9 protein-coding genes, 4 pseudogenes and 1 other annotated feature are annotated in these 18,031 nt (G+C 64.4%); of the genes and pseudogenes, 7 read left to right on the top strand and 6 right to left on the bottom strand.

The window, feature by feature from the left end:
- Nucleotides 1–470: 470 nt before the first annotated feature.
- From DEW08_RS03815 to DEW08_RS31015, 3 genes and pseudogenes are all read right to left on the bottom strand, one after another.
- Nucleotides 471–893, bottom strand: a pseudogene (locus DEW08_RS03815) (DDE-type integrase/transposase/recombinase); the annotation flags it as partial.
- A 27-nt stretch (nt 894–920) separates the two neighbouring features.
- Nucleotides 921–1,343: pseudogene (locus DEW08_RS03810) on the bottom strand (transposase); the annotation flags it as partial.
- A 164-nt stretch (nt 1,344–1,507) separates the two neighbouring features.
- The gene (locus DEW08_RS31015; RefSeq protein ID WP_168220262.1) at nt 1,508–1,657 is read right to left on the bottom strand and encodes a hypothetical protein; all 150 of its coding nucleotides are present in this window, start codon (nt 1,655–1,657) and stop codon (nt 1,508–1,510) included.
- Between the two features lie 292 nt (nt 1,658–1,949).
- Between DEW08_RS31015 and DEW08_RS03805 the strand changes: the two genes are divergently transcribed.
- The 6 genes from DEW08_RS03805 to DEW08_RS03780 all read left to right on the top strand — a co-directional run bounded on the left by DEW08_RS03805 (nt 1,950) and on the right by DEW08_RS03780 (nt 14,754).
- On the top strand, nt 1,950–4,844 hold the full coding sequence (locus tag DEW08_RS03805; protein WP_109324598.1) for an SNF2-related protein: 2,895 nt from the start codon (nt 1,950–1,952) through the stop codon (nt 4,842–4,844).
- 72 nt (nt 4,845–4,916) lie between these two features.
- The gene (locus DEW08_RS03800; RefSeq protein ID WP_109324597.1) at nt 4,917–5,321 is read left to right on the top strand and encodes a HEPN domain-containing protein; all 405 of its coding nucleotides are present in this window, start codon (nt 4,917–4,919) and stop codon (nt 5,319–5,321) included.
- Between the two features lie 5 nt (nt 5,322–5,326).
- Nucleotides 5,327–6,652 (top strand): KGGVGR-motif variant AAA ATPase, encoded by a 1,326-nt coding sequence (locus tag DEW08_RS03795; RefSeq protein ID WP_245986140.1) that lies wholly within the window; start codon nt 5,327–5,329, stop codon nt 6,650–6,652.
- Nucleotide 6,653: 1 nt separating this feature from the next.
- Nucleotides 6,654–8,120 carry a hypothetical protein gene (locus DEW08_RS03790; RefSeq protein WP_146214627.1) on the top strand — a complete coding sequence of 489 codons (1,467 nt, stop codon included), beginning with the start codon at nt 6,654–6,656 and terminating at the stop codon, nt 8,118–8,120.
- 95 nt (nt 8,121–8,215) lie between these two features.
- Nucleotides 8,216–11,479 carry a site-specific DNA-methyltransferase gene (locus tag DEW08_RS03785; protein ID WP_109324594.1) on the top strand — a complete coding sequence of 1,088 codons (3,264 nt, stop codon included), beginning with the start codon at nt 8,216–8,218 and terminating at the stop codon, nt 11,477–11,479.
- A gap of 17 nt (nt 11,480–11,496) precedes the next feature.
- Complete coding sequence (locus DEW08_RS03780; RefSeq protein ID WP_109324590.1) at nt 11,497–14,754, top strand: DEAD/DEAH box helicase family protein; 3,258 nt, start codon at nt 11,497–11,499, stop codon at nt 14,752–14,754.
- A 240-nt stretch (nt 14,755–14,994) separates the two neighbouring features.
- Here DEW08_RS03780 and DEW08_RS03775 read toward each other — a convergent pair.
- A pseudogene (locus tag DEW08_RS03775) lies at nt 14,995–15,204 on the bottom strand (IS256 family transposase); the annotation flags it as partial.
- Nucleotides 15,205–15,258: 54 nt separating this feature from the next.
- Here DEW08_RS03775 and DEW08_RS03765 point away from each other — a divergent pair.
- Nucleotides 15,259–15,782 (top strand): annotated as a pseudogene (locus DEW08_RS03765) (transposase); the annotation flags it as partial.
- Nucleotides 15,543–15,659, top strand: a sequence feature (AL1L pseudoknot). Its footprint overlaps the pseudogene before it by 117 nt.
- Before the next feature lie 63 nt (nt 15,783–15,845).
- Here the strand turns inward: DEW08_RS03765 and istB are convergent.
- Together istB and istA are read right to left on the bottom strand one after the other, a co-directional pair.
- Nucleotides 15,846–16,709, bottom strand: coding sequence for an IS21-like element helper ATPase IstB (gene istB / locus DEW08_RS03760; RefSeq protein WP_109324589.1), 864 nt, complete (start codon nt 16,707–16,709; stop codon nt 15,846–15,848).
- Nucleotides 16,706–17,968, bottom strand: a complete 1,263-nt coding sequence (gene istA, locus DEW08_RS03755; protein ID WP_109325261.1) for an IS21 family transposase — start codon at nt 17,966–17,968, stop codon at nt 16,706–16,708. The genes istB and istA overlap by 4 nt, the downstream gene beginning before the upstream one ends.
- Between the last annotated feature and the right edge of the window lie 63 nt (nt 17,969–18,031).

Here is an 18,031-nt window from a genome sequence, read left to right as displayed (position 1 = left end):
CGAAATCCATCCAGCGCCATTTCGGTATAGCCAGATCATATTCCAACGAGCCAAGACAACAACTTCTATAAATATCAGAAACTGACGACAAATGTCGGGGCGCGGGTCCAAGTGCGGCTTGTTCCTCGTGGTTGTAATTTGTGACGGCTAGAAGTTCTAGTTTTGGGCCCTTGTATCGGATGACGGTGACGAAGCAGGGGTGATCTAGACGCTGCTAGGCCACGCCCGGCTATCCCCTGCGTTTTGTGAAACTGCGCCGCTGGATCGACGGATTAGGTCGGATAACTGGAATTATCCGACCTAATTTTTATTGCCCAACAAGGTCTGGCTCCGGGGTTCGGTTGCCACTCGCAAACGGCGTCCGAGGGTCCCCACAAAATGTCGGGGATAGCCGGGCGCAGTCTAGCCTCGTCTAGACTCACCCCGCGAACTGAACCGCACCGGGTTTTCCGGAGGCCGGTTTGCTTGAGTCACGCCGCCATGGCGACGTCCTCGGTTTGAGCATAATAGCGCGCCTCGGCCTCGGCGGGAGGAATGTTGCCGATGGGCTCGAGCAGGCGCCGGTGGTTGAACCAGTCCACCCATTCCAGGGTGGCGAACTCGACGGCTTCCAGGGTGCGCCACGGTCCGCGGCGCCGGATCACCTCGGTCTTGTAGAGGCCATTGATCGTCTCGGCCAAGGCGTTGTCGTAGCTGTCGCCGACGCTGCCCACGGAGGGTTCGACGCCGGCCTCGGTGAGGCGCTCGGTGTACCGGATAGCAACGTATTGCGACCCGCGGTCGGAGTGGTGGATGAGGCCGCTGCCCTTGGCCGGCCGGCGGTCGTGGAGCGCCTGTTCCAGGGCGTCCAGCACGAAGCCGGCGTGAGCGGTGCGCGACACCCGCCAGCCGAGCCCAAAGGGCCAGCGAAGCTACGATCCCTCCTTGCCGAGCAAGGCGCTCAGCGCCTCCTGGAAGTCGCCGGTGGAAACACCGCGCAGGTACAGGATCGGGAGTAGGGCGTCGAGGCTCTTGGTGCGGCGTGTCCAGCGCGGCAGGATCGCGGACGTGAAGCGGATCCGCTCGCCCGCTTCGGCGTCGCTGCGGTCGCGCACCTTGACCCGGCGGACCGCGACCGGCCCGATCCCGGTCTGAATCGCTCGTTCGGGGCCGTGCCCGTGCCGCACCACCCGGTCACGGCCGTCCGGCAGCTTCAGGTCCTTCACGGAGGCCAAGAAGCTCTCCACCTCCGCCTCGATGGCCTGCTCCAGCAACCGGCGCGCTCCGGCACGCAGGATGGCCGTCAGCGGATCGTCGATCTCCTCCGGCTGACGCAGCCGGACAAGCTTGCTATGCTCGCTCATGGCGTATCGCTCCCTCGTGGAGGTTCTGGCAGGTTTCGTCACCCACCTCGATACGCCGCCCTCCTCAGACCGTCATCACCCACTTTTCCGCATAGCTCCCGGAAACGCGACGTCGATGTCGAAGACGAACCTGTTCCCGTCTCCAGTCTCGCTGCATTCGATGGTCAGGCGGCTCCAGGCCGGCAGCGGGAGGCCGAGCAGACGGCCAGAAAGCAGGACAGCCGGTCACATCCCGGTGCCAGCCGGAACAGCAGGTCGAACGGGCCGAAATGCTCAATGACCAGCCCCTCGTCACCTCCTGTGCCAGCCTCCATCGTGCTTGCGTATCACCGCTGGGCGAAGTGGCGCTTTCAGAACGTACGCCGCCGCTCACAAGGTCATCCGGTGTCACCGCCGACCCCCCGCCTCGTGCGGGGCGGCGCGAGAGTCCATCCCGACATTGCCCTCTCGCTGGGGCCGGCCCTGATCACATTGAGCAGCTGGAGCAGGGCGCCGTGGTTCCGCGCGACCGGCCACCACCCAGCGGCAGGCGCGAAGTCGTGCTGGGTTCTCTATGGCGCTCACGTAGTATACAGACTATCGTCCCCGTTGATGTTAGCCCCCTGAATGCCGACACCCTTTCACACGGTCTATTTCGCGCATGAACTATCCCGCTCAAGGCCGGCGAGCGGCGTCGAACGGCTGTCGCAGTCGCTGGTGGATGCGTCGATTGACCTGAACCCGCATCAGATCGAGGCTGCGCTGTTTGCGCTGAAGTCGCCCCTAGATTCGGGTGTGATCCTTGCCGACGAGGTGGGGCTTGGCAAGACAATCGAGGCTGGCGTTCTTCTGCTTCAGAGCTGGGCTGAGCGCAAGCGGCGCCTGCTCGTTCTTTGTCCAGCGAGCCTGCGACGGCAGTGGGCGACAGAACTTGAGGAAAAATTTGGGCTACCCTGCCGGATCCTCGACGCCCGTTCCTGGTCTGCGAGCATGGACGCGGGCGAGACCAACCCGTTTGACACCGACCGCGAAGTGTCGATTGTGTCCTACAATTTTGCGGTGCGGCAAGCCGACATTCTCTTACGCACAGCGTTCGATCTGGTGGTGATTGACGAGGCGCACAAGCTGCGTAACGCCTGGAAGCCCGACAACGTAATCGGCCAGTCGCTGAAGCGGGCGCTTGCCGGCCGGCGCAAAGCGCTGCTGACAGCGACACCGCTGCAGAATTCGCTGATGGAACTTTACGGTCTCGCCAGCTTTATCGACGACTACATCTTTGGCGAAGCGGCGACCTTCCGTGCCAACTACACCGGAGCGGGCGCCAATCTGGAAATGCTCAGAGGACGCCTCGGGTCGTTCTGCCATCGCACGTTGCGCGAGGATGTCCAAGAGTACGTTCGTTATACCCAGCGGCGCCCACTCACGGTACCGTTCACGCCGACCGATGCGGAACAGCAACTCTACGACCGGATCAGCGCCTTTCTGATGCGGGAAAGCGGGTTCGCTATCCCCAAACGCCAGCGGCGGCTGACTCTGCTGGTCATGCGCAAGCTGCTGGCGTCGTCGTCTTATGCTATCGCGGGAACGCTGGATACGATCATCCGGCGCCTCGAAGCGTTACAGCGCGGCGACGCTCAGGCGGCGGATGAACTGCTGCGCAACTTCATTTCTACCGAGGAGTTCGAGGACACCGATTCGGAAGATGTCGGCGAGAACAAGAGCGAGGGTACGGGCGACGACGGCACCACCCTTTCGGAAACCAGTATGAATTCACCGGTACTGGCCGAGGAACTGGAGGAATTGCGCCGTTGCCGTGCGCTGGCCGACAGCATGCAGGCCGACACCAAGGCACACGCCCTGTTGAAGGCGCTGGAGTTGGGCTTTGCTGAAATGGCGCGGACCGGTGCCGCGCGCAAGGCGCTGGTCTTCACCGAGTCGCGGCGCACCCAAGCCCACCTTAAGGCCTTTCTGGAGGCCAACGGCTATGCCGGCAGCGTCGTGGCCTTCAACGGCAGCAACACCGATCCAGACGCGCGGGGAATCCTGGAGCGCTGGCTATCCGCAAACCGGGACAGCGGCAAGGTGACCGGTTCACGGCCGGTGGACATGCGCACGGCGCTGGTCGAGCATTTCCGCGACGATGCCAGCATCATGCTGGCGACGGAGGCGGCGGCGGAGGGTATCAACCTCCAGTTCTGCTCGCTGGTCATCAACTACGACCTGCCCTGGAATCCGCAGCGCATCGAACAGCGGATCGGCCGCTGCCACCGTTATGGCCAGAAGCACGATGTCGTCGTTGTAAACTTCATCAACCGGCGCAATGCCGCCGACCGCCGCGTCTACGAGCTTTTGGACGAGAAGTTCCGCCTGTTCGAAGGCGTGTTCGGCGCCTCCGACGAGGTGCTGGGGGCACTGGAATCAGGGATTGATTTCGAGCGAAGCATCTTGGCGATCTATCAGGAGTGCCGGACGGAGGCAGAGATCGACGCCGCCTTCGCGCGCCTTCAGGCGGAGCTGGAGGACGTCATCCGCAGCCGCATGGCAGAGGCCCGGCGGGTTCTGTTCGCCCATTTCGACGAAGACGTCCACGCCCGCCTGCGGCTGCGGATGGACGATGCGCGGATGCACCTCGACCGCACCAGCCGCATGTTCTGGCTGCTGACCCGCTACATGCTGGGAAAGATGGACGGGGCCGCGCGGTTCGACGACGCCACCCTGACCTTCGACCTGGATCGGCCGCCGCTGCCGGGCGTCGCTGCCGGGCGCTACCAGTTCGCCGTCCGCAGACGGCAGGAGGAAAGCGTCGGTCATGCCTACCGGCTGTCGCATCCGCTGGCCGAACATCTGGTGGAACGGGCCAAGGCGCTGGAGACACCGCAGAGCGAGGTGCTGTTCGACCTGTCCGCCCATCCCGCGCGGATCAGTGTCCTGGAGCCTTACCGAGGCACCTGGGGCTGGCTGACGCTGACCCTGGTCACGGTGGAGAGCTTCGCGCGGGAGGAGGAACTGGTGCTGACCGCGATCGACCGCCGGCAGCAGCCGCTGCCGCGCGAGGCGGCGGAGAAGCTGTTCCTGGTTCCCGCTCTCTGGCGAGGGCTGGCCGGGGACCCGCACGAACTCATCCGGGAGCTCCTGGAGGAGCGTTGCGCCGCTGACGCCAACCTCGCGGTCGACGTCGCACGGGCGCGCAACGCCCGCTATCTCGAGGAGCGCCGGCAGCGTCTGGATCAATGGGCGGACGATGCCATCAAGAGGGCGGAACGGGACCTGGACGACGTGAAGACTCGGCTGAAGGAGCTTTCCCGCCAGGCCCGGCAGACGGAGGATCCCGCCGAACAGCACCGCATCCAGACCGAGATCCAGGCGGCCGAACGCGAAAAGCGCCGCGCGCGCCAGCGCATCTTCGAAGCCGAGGACGAGGTGATGGCCGAACGCGACCGCCTGATCGCCGACCTGCGCCGCCGCATCGCCCAGAAGGTCGAGACGCGGCGGTTGTTCACGATCAAGTGGGTGGTGGGGTGAAGGCTTGGCGCTCGCCATGAGGGCAAGCGGCTGCTACGATGCCCGCCTCTGGTTCCAGTTGAACGAGCTGTTATGAAATACGAAGAAGACTTTCCTGCTGCTGCGCGGCGCCATCTCCATGATGGTAAGTTGTTGGCCGAACATAACAGGTTGGATAATGCGGGCTACCATTTCGGGTTGGCGGCCGAGTGCGCATTGAAAGCGGCCATGAGGAGCATCAATATACCAACGAAAGAATTTATGGTTGGTGAAAAGGATGCTTATTACATTCACTTTCCAAAGCTGAAGAACATTGCACTCAAGCATACGGGGCGCATTTCCAAGCAGGTCAGCGAAAGTCTCGGTAAGTCATCGTTTATGCAGTATTGGGAAATTAAAATGCGCTACTCAAAAAAGGTGGTGGAAGGCAAGCAGTGCGAGGCGTGGGCGAATCAGGCGGAAGAGTTTGTGAAAAGCTGCTTTGTTGTGGGGCTGTGACCGATATGATCCATTTTGACGATGGCGTCCGAGCACTGGTCGAAACGGCGATACGGGTGATCGGGCCCGACGCGTTTGAGGAGGCGCGGGTTTTCCGCGACGCCTTCGGCCGCCTGGGATACTGCACGAAGAGGCCGCTGAACGAGGAACTTGCCACCGAATTGCAGGTGGCCCTGGCCGATGCGCTCGGGGACTGGGCGTACGACGAGGGAACGCCGGTCGGGCCGGACAGCTTCGCGTTCGACCGGCTGTGGGAAGCGCCCAGCCGATGGGAACTCATCGACAGGCAGACGGAGGGAGCGGAACCGATCTACGTCGATCTGGCCGACCGCCGCATCGTCGGGCAGGACTGGGTGGTGGTGCCCGAGCGGGCGACCGATGCCACGCCGCGCCGGCTGGTTTTCTGGTCGGTCAAGGGCGGCGGCGGCCGCACCACGGCCCTGAGCGTCCTCGCCGCCAGTCTGGCTGCCGAGTCGCGCAATGTTCTGGTGATCGACGCGGACCTCGAGGCGCCGGGCCTCGGCTCCATGCTGCTGGAAAAGCATTTGGTCCCGAAGTTCGGCCTGCTGGACTACCTGGCCGAATCCGGCCTGGTCGCGTGGGAGGATGCAGATTTCGACGCCTGCGTCGCGACCAGCGAGCTGACCCACAAGGTCGGCAGCCTTGGCCTTGTTGATGTCGTTCCGGCCATCGGCACGGCGACGCTGGCGGCGCCGGAAAACATGATCGCCAAGCTGTCCCGCGCCTTCCTGGAGAAGCCGAGCGAGGACGGCGACCCGATCACGGTGCGTCGGCAGCTTCGCACGTTCGTGGACCGCATGGCCCAGCGCCGGCAGTACGACGCCGTGCTGATCGACGCGCGCGCCGGCCTGTCGGAATTCTCGGCCAGCACGCTTCTCGGTCTCGGCGCGTCGGTGATGGTTTTCGGCGTGGACCAGCCGCAGACGTTCCAGGACCTGAGCTTCCTGTTCGCGCACCTGTCCCGGCTGGAACAGGATGCAACGGAGGAAGCCGAGGATTGGCGCAGGCAGATCCACTTCGTCGAATCGAAGAGCGACAAGGGCCGCGACGGTTCGGATTTCCGCAGCAGCCTGCATGAAATGCTGGCGCGAACCTTCTATGAAGCCGACGAGGAAGGCGCAGGATTCACCTTCTCCTTGACGGACGAGGACGCGCCGCACATGGCCGCCCGCATTCATTTCGATCCGTCCTACACGAAGTTCGATCCGATCGCCGATGTTTCCGTTTTGAAGTCCGACGTCTATCGTGCAGCCTATTCGGAGTTCCTGGACAGGGCGAAGGTCATTCTGCTTGGACGGAAGGAAAGCTGACGTGAGCAACCGCCACGCAGTGGAGAAGCTGCGAAGCACGCTCAGGGGCCTGCCCAAGGGAGCTTCGCACACACCGGGCAATCCTCCGAGCCGGGAGGAGATCTATGCCCCGCGTGAGCATGTAAACGCGCTCGATCCAGATCGTGCGCTCGTGATCGGGAACCGGGGAGTCGGCAAGACGTTCTGGGCATCGGCTCTCGTGGGCCGGGAAAGCCGGCAATGGCTTGCGAGGCAACCGCAGTTCGAGCGGCTGAACCTTTACAACGTGACGGCTTTTGCCGCCTATCACGGTTCCTATGCCGACGATACCGCCGCCAGCCTCGCCGTCGTGCAGGACTGCGAGAACCGCGGGCTGGATACGCTCCGGGTGTGGGAAGCCGTTCTGTTGCGGGCCGCCGGCCGCTACCAGCACAATCCCATCCGGGACATCGCGCTATTGCTGAATGCAAACCCTGAGACGGGTGAGCGCGCCATCCGCGACGTCGACCGGGAACTGACTGCCTCCGGCAATCGCCTTCTGTTGGTGTTCGATGGCTTGGACACGCTGGGGCGAACATGGCCGGAGATGCAAAAAAGATTAGATCGGATTCTGGAATTCACCCGACTCTGCAAGACCCTCCGTTCGATCCGGGTCAAGCTCTTCATGCGGCTTGACCAAGCTAACTTTGGCGGCCTCTGGATCGGACCGGACCGCTCGAAAATATGGAACGAGCGTGCGCGGCTGAATTGGACCACCACGTCCCTCTACGATCTGCTGTTTCATTACATGGAGGTGGGCGAAGGGTCCGATCCGTTCCGGTACAGTTCTGCTTTCAGGGAGGTGGTCGGCTTCGATTGGAAGCCGCAGCAACTGACCGAAGAGGAGCAGCGCGAGGCCATCAGAGCCATGGCGGGCGGCGCCTTCATGACCGCCAGTCCCAGCGCAGCACGCATTTATGATTGGATCATGAATCATCTCGCCGACGCCAAGGGCGAAGTGATGCCTCGTGCTTTTCTGGAGTTGATGCGCAAGGCCGCCGAGGCCGAGCCCAGCGACTCGGAGCGTGTGTTCAGCGGTCCATCCATCATGCAGGGAATGCGGGAAGCCTCGGACCGTCATCTCAGTGAGTTGATGGACGAGTACTGGTGGGTTCCCATCACACTTCAGCCGTTGCGCAGCATGCAGGTTCCCTGCTCGCCGGAAGAGCTATACGACCGTTGGGCCGCTGCCGGGACGGTCAGCGAGATCATCCGTCGAGCGAACGAGGAAGACTTGCTGCTTCCTATCGGTTTCACCGGTAAGTCTTCGGCCTATCCACTGGATTATGGAGGAGAACCCTACCTCCTGGACAGCCTGATCGCCATCGCGGCGGCCATGAAGGTGAAGGGTGACCGCATCCACTTCCCCGACGTGCTGCGGCCCGCCGCCGGGCTTCGGCGCCGCGGACTGGTCAGGCCGCCGCGGAAGGCGGCCCAGCCTCCACAGTGAGACCTGAGGGCAAACTGTGCTATAGGACGCTGCGCCGGGACCCGTTCCCGGCGCAACGCATTTCCAGACCATCCACGCTCCACTGAACCCAGGCCATGATGTCGTCCAATTTGACCGCTCCCGCCCCCGCCATCCGCGAGTCCGAGGCGTTGAAGCAGCTCATCCGCCGGCTGGAGGAGATGTTCCAGCTCGACCGCGGGGACCTGGATTTCGGCATCTACCGGATCATGAACTTCCGGCGGGACGAGATCCTGCGCTTCCTGCGCAGCGAGCTGCCGGCGCGGGCGGAGGAGGCTGTGCGGGCGGCGGGTATCGGCGACGGCGCGGCGGCGCTGCGCCGGGAACTGGACAAGGCCATCGCCGGAGCGCGCGAGGCCGGATTCGATCCGGAAGCCTCCCCGCGCGTGCGCGAGTTGCGGGCGGACATCGCGCGGGCGGGAAACACCGCGCCCGACACGCTGCTTGACCAGATCTGGACGGCGCTCGACCGCTTCTTCGGGCGCTATTACGACGAGGGCGACTTCATCGCCCAGCGGCGCGGGCGGGACGGCGTCTACCTCATCCCCTACGAGGGGGAGGAGGTGAAGCTGCACTGGGCCAACAAGGACCAGTACTACGTCAAATCCTCGGAAAGCTTCGCCAACTACGTCTTCCGGCTGGAGGACGGGCGCGCCGTCCGCTTCCGCGTCGTCAGCGCCGAGACCGAGCGCGACAACAACAAGGAGGCCAAGGGCAAGCAGCGCCGCTTCCGCCTCGCCGGCGACCAGCCGCTGGCGGAGGAGGACGGCGACCTGATCGTCCACTTCACCTATCAGGCCGACGAGGACGACAAGCGCCGACAGGACGCCCTGAACGCCGACACGGCCGAGCGCATCCTGGCGCTGCCGGAGGCGGCGGGCTGGGCCGCCGGCCTCGCCGCCCCCGCGCCGACCGAGAAGGACGACAAGCGCCGCCTGATCGACAAGCACCTGACCATCTTCACCGCCAAGAACAGCTTCGACTATTTCATCCACAAGGACCTGAAGGGATTTCTGGCGCGGGAACTCGACTTGTTTCTTGATCGCGAGGTGCTGAACCGCCGCGCGCTCAACGAGGCCCGCCGGGCCAACCGGATGGAACAGATCGCTGCCGAACTGGCCAAGGCCGAGGCGGTGGAACGCATCGCCACCGAGGTGATCGAGTTCCTGGCGCAGATCGAGGAGTTCCAGAAGCGCCTGTGGCTGAAGAAGAAGTTCGTCCTGGACACCCAATGGTGCCTGACGCTCGACCGCATCGACGCGAAATTCTACCCGGAGATCGCCGCCAGCGAGGCGCAGCGCCGGGAGTGGGTCGAACTGTTCGCCATCGACGAGATCCGGGCGGAGCGGTTGGGTGACGTTGCCTACAGTGAACCCCTGACCGAGGCCTTCCTGCGCGCCAACCCTTTCCTGGTGCTGGACACCAAGCATTTCGACGAGGACTTCAAGGCCCGCCTGCTCGCCTCCATCGATGATCTGGACGACCGGATGGACGGGCTGCTGGTGCATTCGGAGAATTTTGGAGCGTTAAATCTTACGAGCGCTCGATTCAGGAGTCGTGTTGATTGCATCTATATAGACCCACCATATAACACTGGTTCCGACGACTTTGTTTACAAAGACAGTTATCAACATTCCAGCTGGTCCTCCATGTTGATGGACCGCGTTCTTTTGGCAAGCAATATGTTGAAAGCAAACGCGCCCATTTTTACCTCTATTTCTGACGATGAATGCTATAACCTTCAGAAGCTATACGAAACCATCTTAGGCTCGAACAGCTTTGTCGCCAATGTAATTTGGGTGAAAAATTTTTCCCCGAAGAATACTGCTCGGCATTTTTCAGTAGATCATGATTACATACTCGTCAACTCTATGAACAAAGATAATTGGACGCCAACGTTGCTTCCTCGCTCATCGGAAGCAGACAATAGGTATACCAACCCTGACAACGATCATCGAGGAGTGTGGTCGTCCAGTGACCTGACCGCCCGCAATTATTATGGAGATGGGCAATACGAAGTCACTAGCCCAAGCGGGGATCTTTTTCGACCCACGATGGGGACATACTGGCGCATATCAAAGCAAAAGTTTGAGGAGATGGACAAGGATGGCCGCATTTGGTGGGGGCGTGAGGGAAACAATATGCCTCGCCAGAAGCGTTTTCTTTCTGAGGTCAAGCAGGGGATTGTTCCTCAGACGGTCTGGCGCTACGAGGATGTGGGCCATACTCAAGATGCAAAGCGTGAGCTATTGAGCATTGTTCCATACAAAAGGACGGAAGATGTTCTGAACACAGTCAAGCCGACAAAACTGATATCCAGAATTTGCAATGTAACAGACAACCCGAGCAAGAATGGGCTTATTGTAGACTTTTTCGCTGGGAGCGGCTCGACCGCTCACGGAATCATCCGCACAAATCATGAAGATGGAGGCTTTCGGAAATTTTTTATCATCGAAGTCTCGGATTATTTTGAGGCAGTAACGCTGCTGCGCGTGAAACGTGCCGCATACGCACCAATGTGGAAGGATGGGCGACCACAGGAATTGACGAAAAGAGGCTACGCCTTCAAATACATCCGCCTCGAATCCTACGAGGACGCGCTGGAGAACCTTGCGCTGGCGGAGCGGCCGAAGGATCTGGAGGATCTGTTCTCGGCCAAGGACCGGGAGGCCGGACCGGGGCGGATGAGCGAGCTGCGCATCCGCTACATGCTCTCGCGCATGCTGGCGACGGAGGCCAAAGGGGCGTCGCTGCTCGACATCGAGGAGTTCCGCGATCCCACCGGCTACACCCTGACCGTGCTGCGCGACGGGGTGGAGACCCCGGTGCGCGTCGATCTGGTGGAAACCTTCTCCTGGCTGATCGGTATGACGGTCAAGAAACTGCATGCGCCGCGCCGCTACCGCTCCGCCTTTGTGCGCGATCCCCGTCACGGGCGGCTGGTGTGGCCGCGCCGGGCGAACGGCCGCATCGACCGTGACGCCTTCCGCACCGATCCCGAAGGGGCGCACTGGTTTCGGCTGGTCGAGGGCACCCTGCCCGGTGGCGAGGCGGCGGTGGTGATCTGGCGCAGCCTGACCGGCGACGCCGAGACCGACAATCTGGCGCTCGACGCCTTCGCCGAGGCCGCGCGGCTGAACGCGCGCGACAGCGAGGTGCGGGTGGTCTGGGTCAACGGTGACAACAACCTCCAGAACCTGCGCCTCGCCGCCCCCGAGGGCGACCAGGACGAGGACGGCGAGGACGGCGCGGCGCCGCCCATCGCGATGAAGGTCCGGCTGATCGAAGAGGATTTCCAGCGGCTGATGTTCGCCGACACCGACACCTCCGGCATTCTCTGACCCGCGGGCGACGAACGATGGCACCCTTGAAGAAGGCGAAACCGACGGTCCGCTTCTCCGACCGGCTGGCGGTGGCGCAATGGATGCTGGACCGCTTCGGCGCCTCCAGCCTGGAGGAACTGACCAAACCCCTGCGCGACGAGCGATACGAGGGGCTGGACAGCAACGGGGAGCATCATTTCCTCGACCTGCTGCTGCGCCTCCAGGGGCCCAAGCTGAAGCTGGCGGAGGAGCGGCTGCGCGCCTACGACCAGAACATCGTGCGGCTGACCGCCCGCCTGAACCAGCGCCGCGAGATCCGCCAGCAGCCGGCCATCCGCTGGAAGCATTTCCAGTGGCTGAGCCTGATGTTCATCGAACATTACCTGGACCGCTATTTCGAGGACGCGGAGGCGCTGAAGGCCGACCTGAACGGCTGGATCGCCGATTTCAACGCCCGCGTCGGCTCGGCCAACCGGATCGAGCCGTTCGAACCGCTGCTGCCCGCCAAACTGCAGCTCAACAAGCTGGCGCTGTGGTGCGCCACGGGCGCTGGCAAGACCCTGCTGATGCACGCCAACATCCTGCAGTTCCAGTTCTATCTGGACCGCGAGGGGCACAAGGCGCCGGACCACGTCGTGCTGCTGACTCCCAATGACGGTCTGTCGGCGCAGCACCATGAGGAGATGGAACAGGCCGGCATTCAGTCGGAGATCTACAGCCGCGAGGGCATGACGCTGTTCCGCGGCAACGCGGTGGAGATCATCGCCATCCACAAGCTGCGCGAGAAGGACGGCCGCAAGACCGTGTCGGTGGACACCTTCGAAGGCACCAACCTGGTGCTGGTGGACGAGGGGCACCGTGGCCTCGGACGCGGCGACGAGGGCGTGTGGCTGGATTTCCGCGAACGCCTGTGCCGCGATGGCTTCAGCTTCGAATACTCCGCCACCTTCCAGCAGGCGATCTCCGAAAGCCCGAGGCTGACCGACCTGTACGCCAAGGCGATCCTGGTCAACTACTCCTACCGCTATTTCTACGGTGATGGGTTCGGCAAGGACTATTCCATCCTGAACCTGGACGAGGATACCGAGAAGGGGCCGCATCTGGACAGCTATCTGGTCGGCTGCCTTATGGCCTTCTTCCAGCAGATGGAGCTGTACGAGCGCAACCGCGAGGCGCTGAAGCCCTTCAACATCGCCCGCCCGCTGTGGGTGTTCGTCGGCGCCACCGTCACGGGCAAGAAGGCGGAGAAGGAGGAGGCGGCCGACGTCGTCCGGGTGGTGGAATTCCTCGCCCGCTTCACCGGCCGCGCGGCGGAGATGGTTCGGCGGATCGATGGCATCCTGCAGAAGGGTCTGGTCAACGCCAAGCGACAGGACCTGTTCGGCCGGAGGTTCGACGCCCTGCACGACATGGGGCTGGGGGCCGAGGCGATCTACTGCCGGATCCTGGCGTTACTGTTCAACGCGCCCGACGCCGGCACTACGGCGGCCAACCCGCTGCGCGTCGTCTACCGCAAGGGACCGCAGGAGCTGGCGCTGCATGTCGGCGTCAACCCCGCCTTCGGCGTCGTCAACGTCGGCGATCCCAAGGGGCTGTTCGACCAGTTCGAGGCGGCGGAGACCGCCGGCCAACTGGACCGGGCGGAGGAAACCGTCGGCTCCGCCCCCTCGCTGTTCGCCGGCATCAACCGGCCGGGCAGCACAGTCACCCTGCTGGTCGGCTCGCGCAAGTTCACCGAAGGCTGGTCGTCCTGGCGGGTCAGCACCATGGGGCTGATGAACCTGGGCAAATCGGAGGGTGCTCAGGTCATCCAGCTCTTCGGGCGGGGAGTGCGCCTGAGGGGGCTGAACGACTGCCTGAAGCGCACCCGCGAGATCGTCGGGCTGGAGAAGCCACCCGCCCCGCCTTACCTGGCGGAGTTGGAGACGCTCAACGTCTTCGGCATCCGCGCCAGCTACATGCAGGCCTTCGCCGACTATCTGGACGAGGAGCAGATCACCAAGGAGTCGGAGACGGAGGAGCTGGTGGTCCCGGTGGTGCGGGCGAACCCGTTCCCCGCCGGCCTGAAGACGCTGCGCGTCGCCGACGAGATCGACGGGGTGCGGACGGAGTTCGGCGCCGCCTTCCGCAAGCTGGCCCGCATCCCGACGCTGGCCCCGCCGCAGGCTGGCGATCCGGACGATCCGCTGCGCAAGCACCCGGTGGTGCTGAACTGGTACCCGCGCATCGCCGCGCTGCGCTCGCGCGGTGTGGCCGGCGATGGGGTGGAGGCGGTGTGGGAACGCACCGTTCTGCCCAAGGAGGCCGTGCATCTGCTGGACCTCGACGCGCTGTGGTTCGAGCTGGAGCGGTTCAAGGCCGAACGCGGCTGGTTCAACCTGAACATCCCGCGTCCGGTAGTGGCCGAACTGCTGGGGCGGAGCGACTGGTACCTGCTCTACGCGCCCCCGGCCGAGCTGGCGCTGGACGACCTCGACGGCCTGCCGGCGATCCGCGACATCGCGCTGGCCCTGTTGCGCCGCTACACGGAGCATTTCTACCTCTACGCCAAGAACGCGTTCGAAGGCCCGCACCGGTGCTATGCCCCGGTGGACGAGACCGACCCGAGCATCCGCGACTACCGCTTCCGCATCCGCCGCGACGATCCACAGGCGCGGGCGCGGATCTCGGAGTTGAAGGCGTTCATTGTCTCCGGCCGCCTGCGCACCGATCCGGGCAAGACGTTGCAGGCGGTGAGGTTCGGCCGTCACCTGTTCCAGCCGCTGGTCCATTTCACCGGCAACACCATCGAGGTGACGCCGGCCGCCCTCAATCCCGGCGAGTGGCGTTTCGTGATCGATCTCATGGACTATTGCGACCGCAACCCGCCGGTCCTGGCCGGTTGCGAGGTCTATTGCCTGCGCAACATCAGCGGCGGGCGTGGCGTTTCCTTCTTCGAAGCGGGCAATTATCAGCCCGACTTCATCGTCTGGGTCTGCCATCCGGACGGCTCGCAGGACATCCTGTTCGTCGATCCGAAGGGTATCCGCCAGTTCGCCGTCGAGGATGATAAGATCAAGTTCTACAAGACCATCAAGCAGGAGGAGCGGGAACGCAACGATCCCAAGGTCCGCCTGCATGCCTTCATCCTCGCGGTACCCGGCACCGACGTGGCTGAGATGAGCCGGAAGTGGAAGATGACCAAGGCGGACATGGAGGATCACCATGTCCTGTTCCTGGATGATGGCGGCCCCGTATACCTGCCGGAGATGTTCCGGCGGGCGGGGTTGAGCGCCGAAGCGACGGCCGAGTGACGTCATCCAGACGGCATCGGTCTGAGGCCGGTCCCGTCGGCATGGTTCCATGCCACCCGGCGTGGCATCGCGAACATGTTTTTTGGCGCTTCCGGAATCGCTCTACCACACCGCCAAGGGGCGCGGTCGCCTATGGACGTCTACCGGTGCGGGCACTATCTTGCGGCGGCCGGCTTTCAGGGGAGAGCGTACCTGAACCGCACCGGGTGGAGCTATGCGGGAGATTGGGTGACGGGCCGATCAGGCGGCGCTCTGTGTCGCGGCTTCGGTGACCTCGACACCGTCGCGGAATGTGACGCCGTGGATCACCTTGGGCAACAGGTTTTCGCCCTGGAGGCGGCGCCAGGTTTTTGCCGCGGCGGTGATCAGCTTAAACACCATCAGCTTGGCGGTCTCCTGCGACAGTGCCCCCTTGGTGCGGAAGGTCCGGTGCCGCACGGTGGCGAACACGTGAACCGCGCCGGGTTTTCCGGAGGCCCCATTTCCTGAGAGGATGGGGTCATCATGACGAAACAGGCATCACCCAAATACGCCCCCGAAGTCCGCGAGCGCGCGGTGCGCATGGTGTTCGAGCATCAAGGGGAGCACGCCTCGCAGTGGGCGGCGATCAGCTCGATCGCGGCGAAGATCGGCTGCAATCCCGAGACGCTGCGGGGCTGGGTCCGGCAGGCCGAGCGTGACCAGGGCAAGCGGCCCGGCCCGACGACGGACGAGCGCGAGCGGATCAAGGCACTGGAGCGCGAGGTCCGGGAACTGCGCCAGGCGAACGAGATCCTGCGCAAGGCGTCGGCGTATTTCGCCCAGGCGGAGCTCGACCGCCCGTTTCGGAAATGATCGCCTTCATCGACGCGCACCGCGCCGTCCACGGGGTCGAGCCGATCTGCAGGGTGCTGCCGATCGCCCCGTCCACCTACCACGCCCACGCCGCGCGGCGGGCCGATCCGTCCAAGGCGCCGGCCCGCTCGCGAAGCGATGCCGAGCTGAGCGGGGCTATCCGACGGGTCTGGGATGCGAACTTCCAGGTCTATGTCAATGCTGAACGGGGCTTCCTCAAAACGGCTGGACGAAAATTCCCCAGTTAATCCGGCGGTTCACGGGTTGGCGGCGACTTCTGTCGGGCGATGTTTGGGTGGCCGGCCGCGGCGCCGAGGAGCAGCGGCAGCGGGCTGAACCGCCGGGCGGGCGGTGAAGGGGTCGGGGATCAGATCAGCATGCCGACGCAGCCGGTAACTGGCGCCTTCGATCCGCACGACGACGGCGTGGTGCAGCAACCGGTCCAGCAACGCCGTGGCAACCACGGTGTCGCCGAACACCTCGCTCCACTCCGAGAAGCCGCGGTTGGAGGTCAGGATCATGGCGCCGCGCTCGTAACGGGCGTTGACCAGCTGGAAGAACAGGTTGCCGCCGCCGGCGATCACCGGCAGATAGCCGATCTCGTCCACCACCAGCAGCTGGGGCCGGCACAGGAAGCGGATCCGCTCGCGCAGGCTGCCCTCCCGCTCCGCTTTGGACAGCGAGCTGACCAGGTCGGCCAGCGTGGTGAAGTAGACGCTCCGTCCCGCCTTCACCGCCTCGACGCCCAGGGCGATCGCCAGGTGCGTCTTGCCGCAACCCGGCTGGCCGAGGAAGTGCACCACCTCGTGGCGGTCGATGAAGTCGAGCTGCGCCAGGGTCAGGATGCGGTTGCGGTCGAGTGAGGGCTGGAAGGAGAAGTCGAAGCCAGCCAGCGTCTTGATGTCGAGCAGGCGGCTCATCTTCAGCGCCGTCTTGACCCGACGCCCCTCGCGCAGGCTCAACTCGGCGTCGAGCAGGGCGTCGATGGCCTCCAGGGCGGAGATCTCGCCGCGTTCGAGCTGGCGCAGCAGGTGCTCCAGCACTTCGAGCGCGCGTGGCATCTTGAGGCCGACGAGGTGGTGGCGGATGCGATCGAGGGTGGAGGCGGCTCCCGTGCTCATCGCGCCACCTCCCCGTCGGCGAGGCGCCGGGCGATGGCGTCGTAGATGGCCAGCGAGCGCGGCGTCACGACGTCGGACGTGGATGGTGGAGGCGCCACCCCCTGGCGCGGTGTGGTGCTGTTGGACGGGGGCGGCAGGGTGCGGTGGCCCTCGGCGATGCGGCGCTTGCCCCGGCCTTCCTGGACGGGATGGGCGGCGATGAGGCGGCCATCCTCCAGGATGTGCACCTCGTTGGCGGTGAGCTGCACCTCGACGCTGCGGCGCCGGGTGCCGTCGGGCACCGAGTACAGGTTGCCGCCGACGGAGACCATGCCGTCCTTGGTGATCCGCCGGTCGAGACCGAGCACGGCGGTGTAGGGGCCGGCCGGCAGCGGCTTGAGGGCGAGGCGCTCCTCGGCGAAGTGCTCGGCGACGATGCGGCCGGTGGTGCCGTGCACCCGGCGGTTGGCCACCTGGTCGAGCCACTGGGCGAACTGGGCGTTGAGGTCGTCAATGCTGCGGAAACTGCGGGCCAGGAAGAAGTCCTCGCGCACGTAGCGGAACGGCCGCTCGACCTTGCCCTTGGTCTTCGCCCGGTACGGCTTGCAGGCCTTCGGCAGGAAGCCGTAGTGCGCCGCCAGCGCCAGAAGCTTGGCGTTGTAGGCGATGCCCTTCTCGTCGACCTCGCCCAGGACGGCGGTCTTCATGCGGTCATAGAGGATCTGCTCGGGCACGCCGCCAAGCGCGTCGAAGGCGGCGACGTGGCAGCGCAGCACGGTGGCGAGGTCCTGACGCGGGACGAAGCGGCCCCACATCATGCGGCTGTGGCCGAGCACCAGGGAGAAGAGCCAGACCACGCGCTCGGCCCCCGGCTCGTCGGTGAAGGTGGTCTTGAAGAAGGCGAAGTCCACCTGCGCCTGCTTGCCGGTCGGCGTCTCGAAGCGGCGCTCGAAGGTGAGGTCGGGTGGCGGGCGGACGGTGCGCAGGAACTCAGTGACGGTGGAGTAGCCGCCGGTGAAGCCGAGGTCGCGGACCTCGCGCCAGAGGCGTCGCCCGGTGAGTTCAGGAAAGCGTGCGACGCGCTCGCGCAGGTAAGCCTCGAAGGGGCGCAGGAGCGAGGGGGCGGGTTGGCGTGGTTTGTAGGCGGGCGGCTCGAGACCGCGTTCGATGTACTTGCGGACCGTCTTGCGGTCGCGGCCGGTGCGGCGGGCGATGGCGGAGACGGACAGCCCCTGCCGGGCGAGGTCCAGGATCATGACAAGCTCCCCAAGGGTGACCACCGACACCTCCAGCATGGCCTCGTGCCAGTACGGGATATCGGTGGTTGGCGCCCGGTGCCGGGG

The organism is Azospirillum thermophilum, assembly GCF_003130795.1.
GTDB lineage: Bacteria > Pseudomonadota > Alphaproteobacteria > Azospirillales > Azospirillaceae > Azospirillum > Azospirillum thermophilum.
The sequence above is the reverse complement of the archived record's forward strand: the minus strand, read 5'-3'. Positions and strand labels throughout refer to the sequence as shown.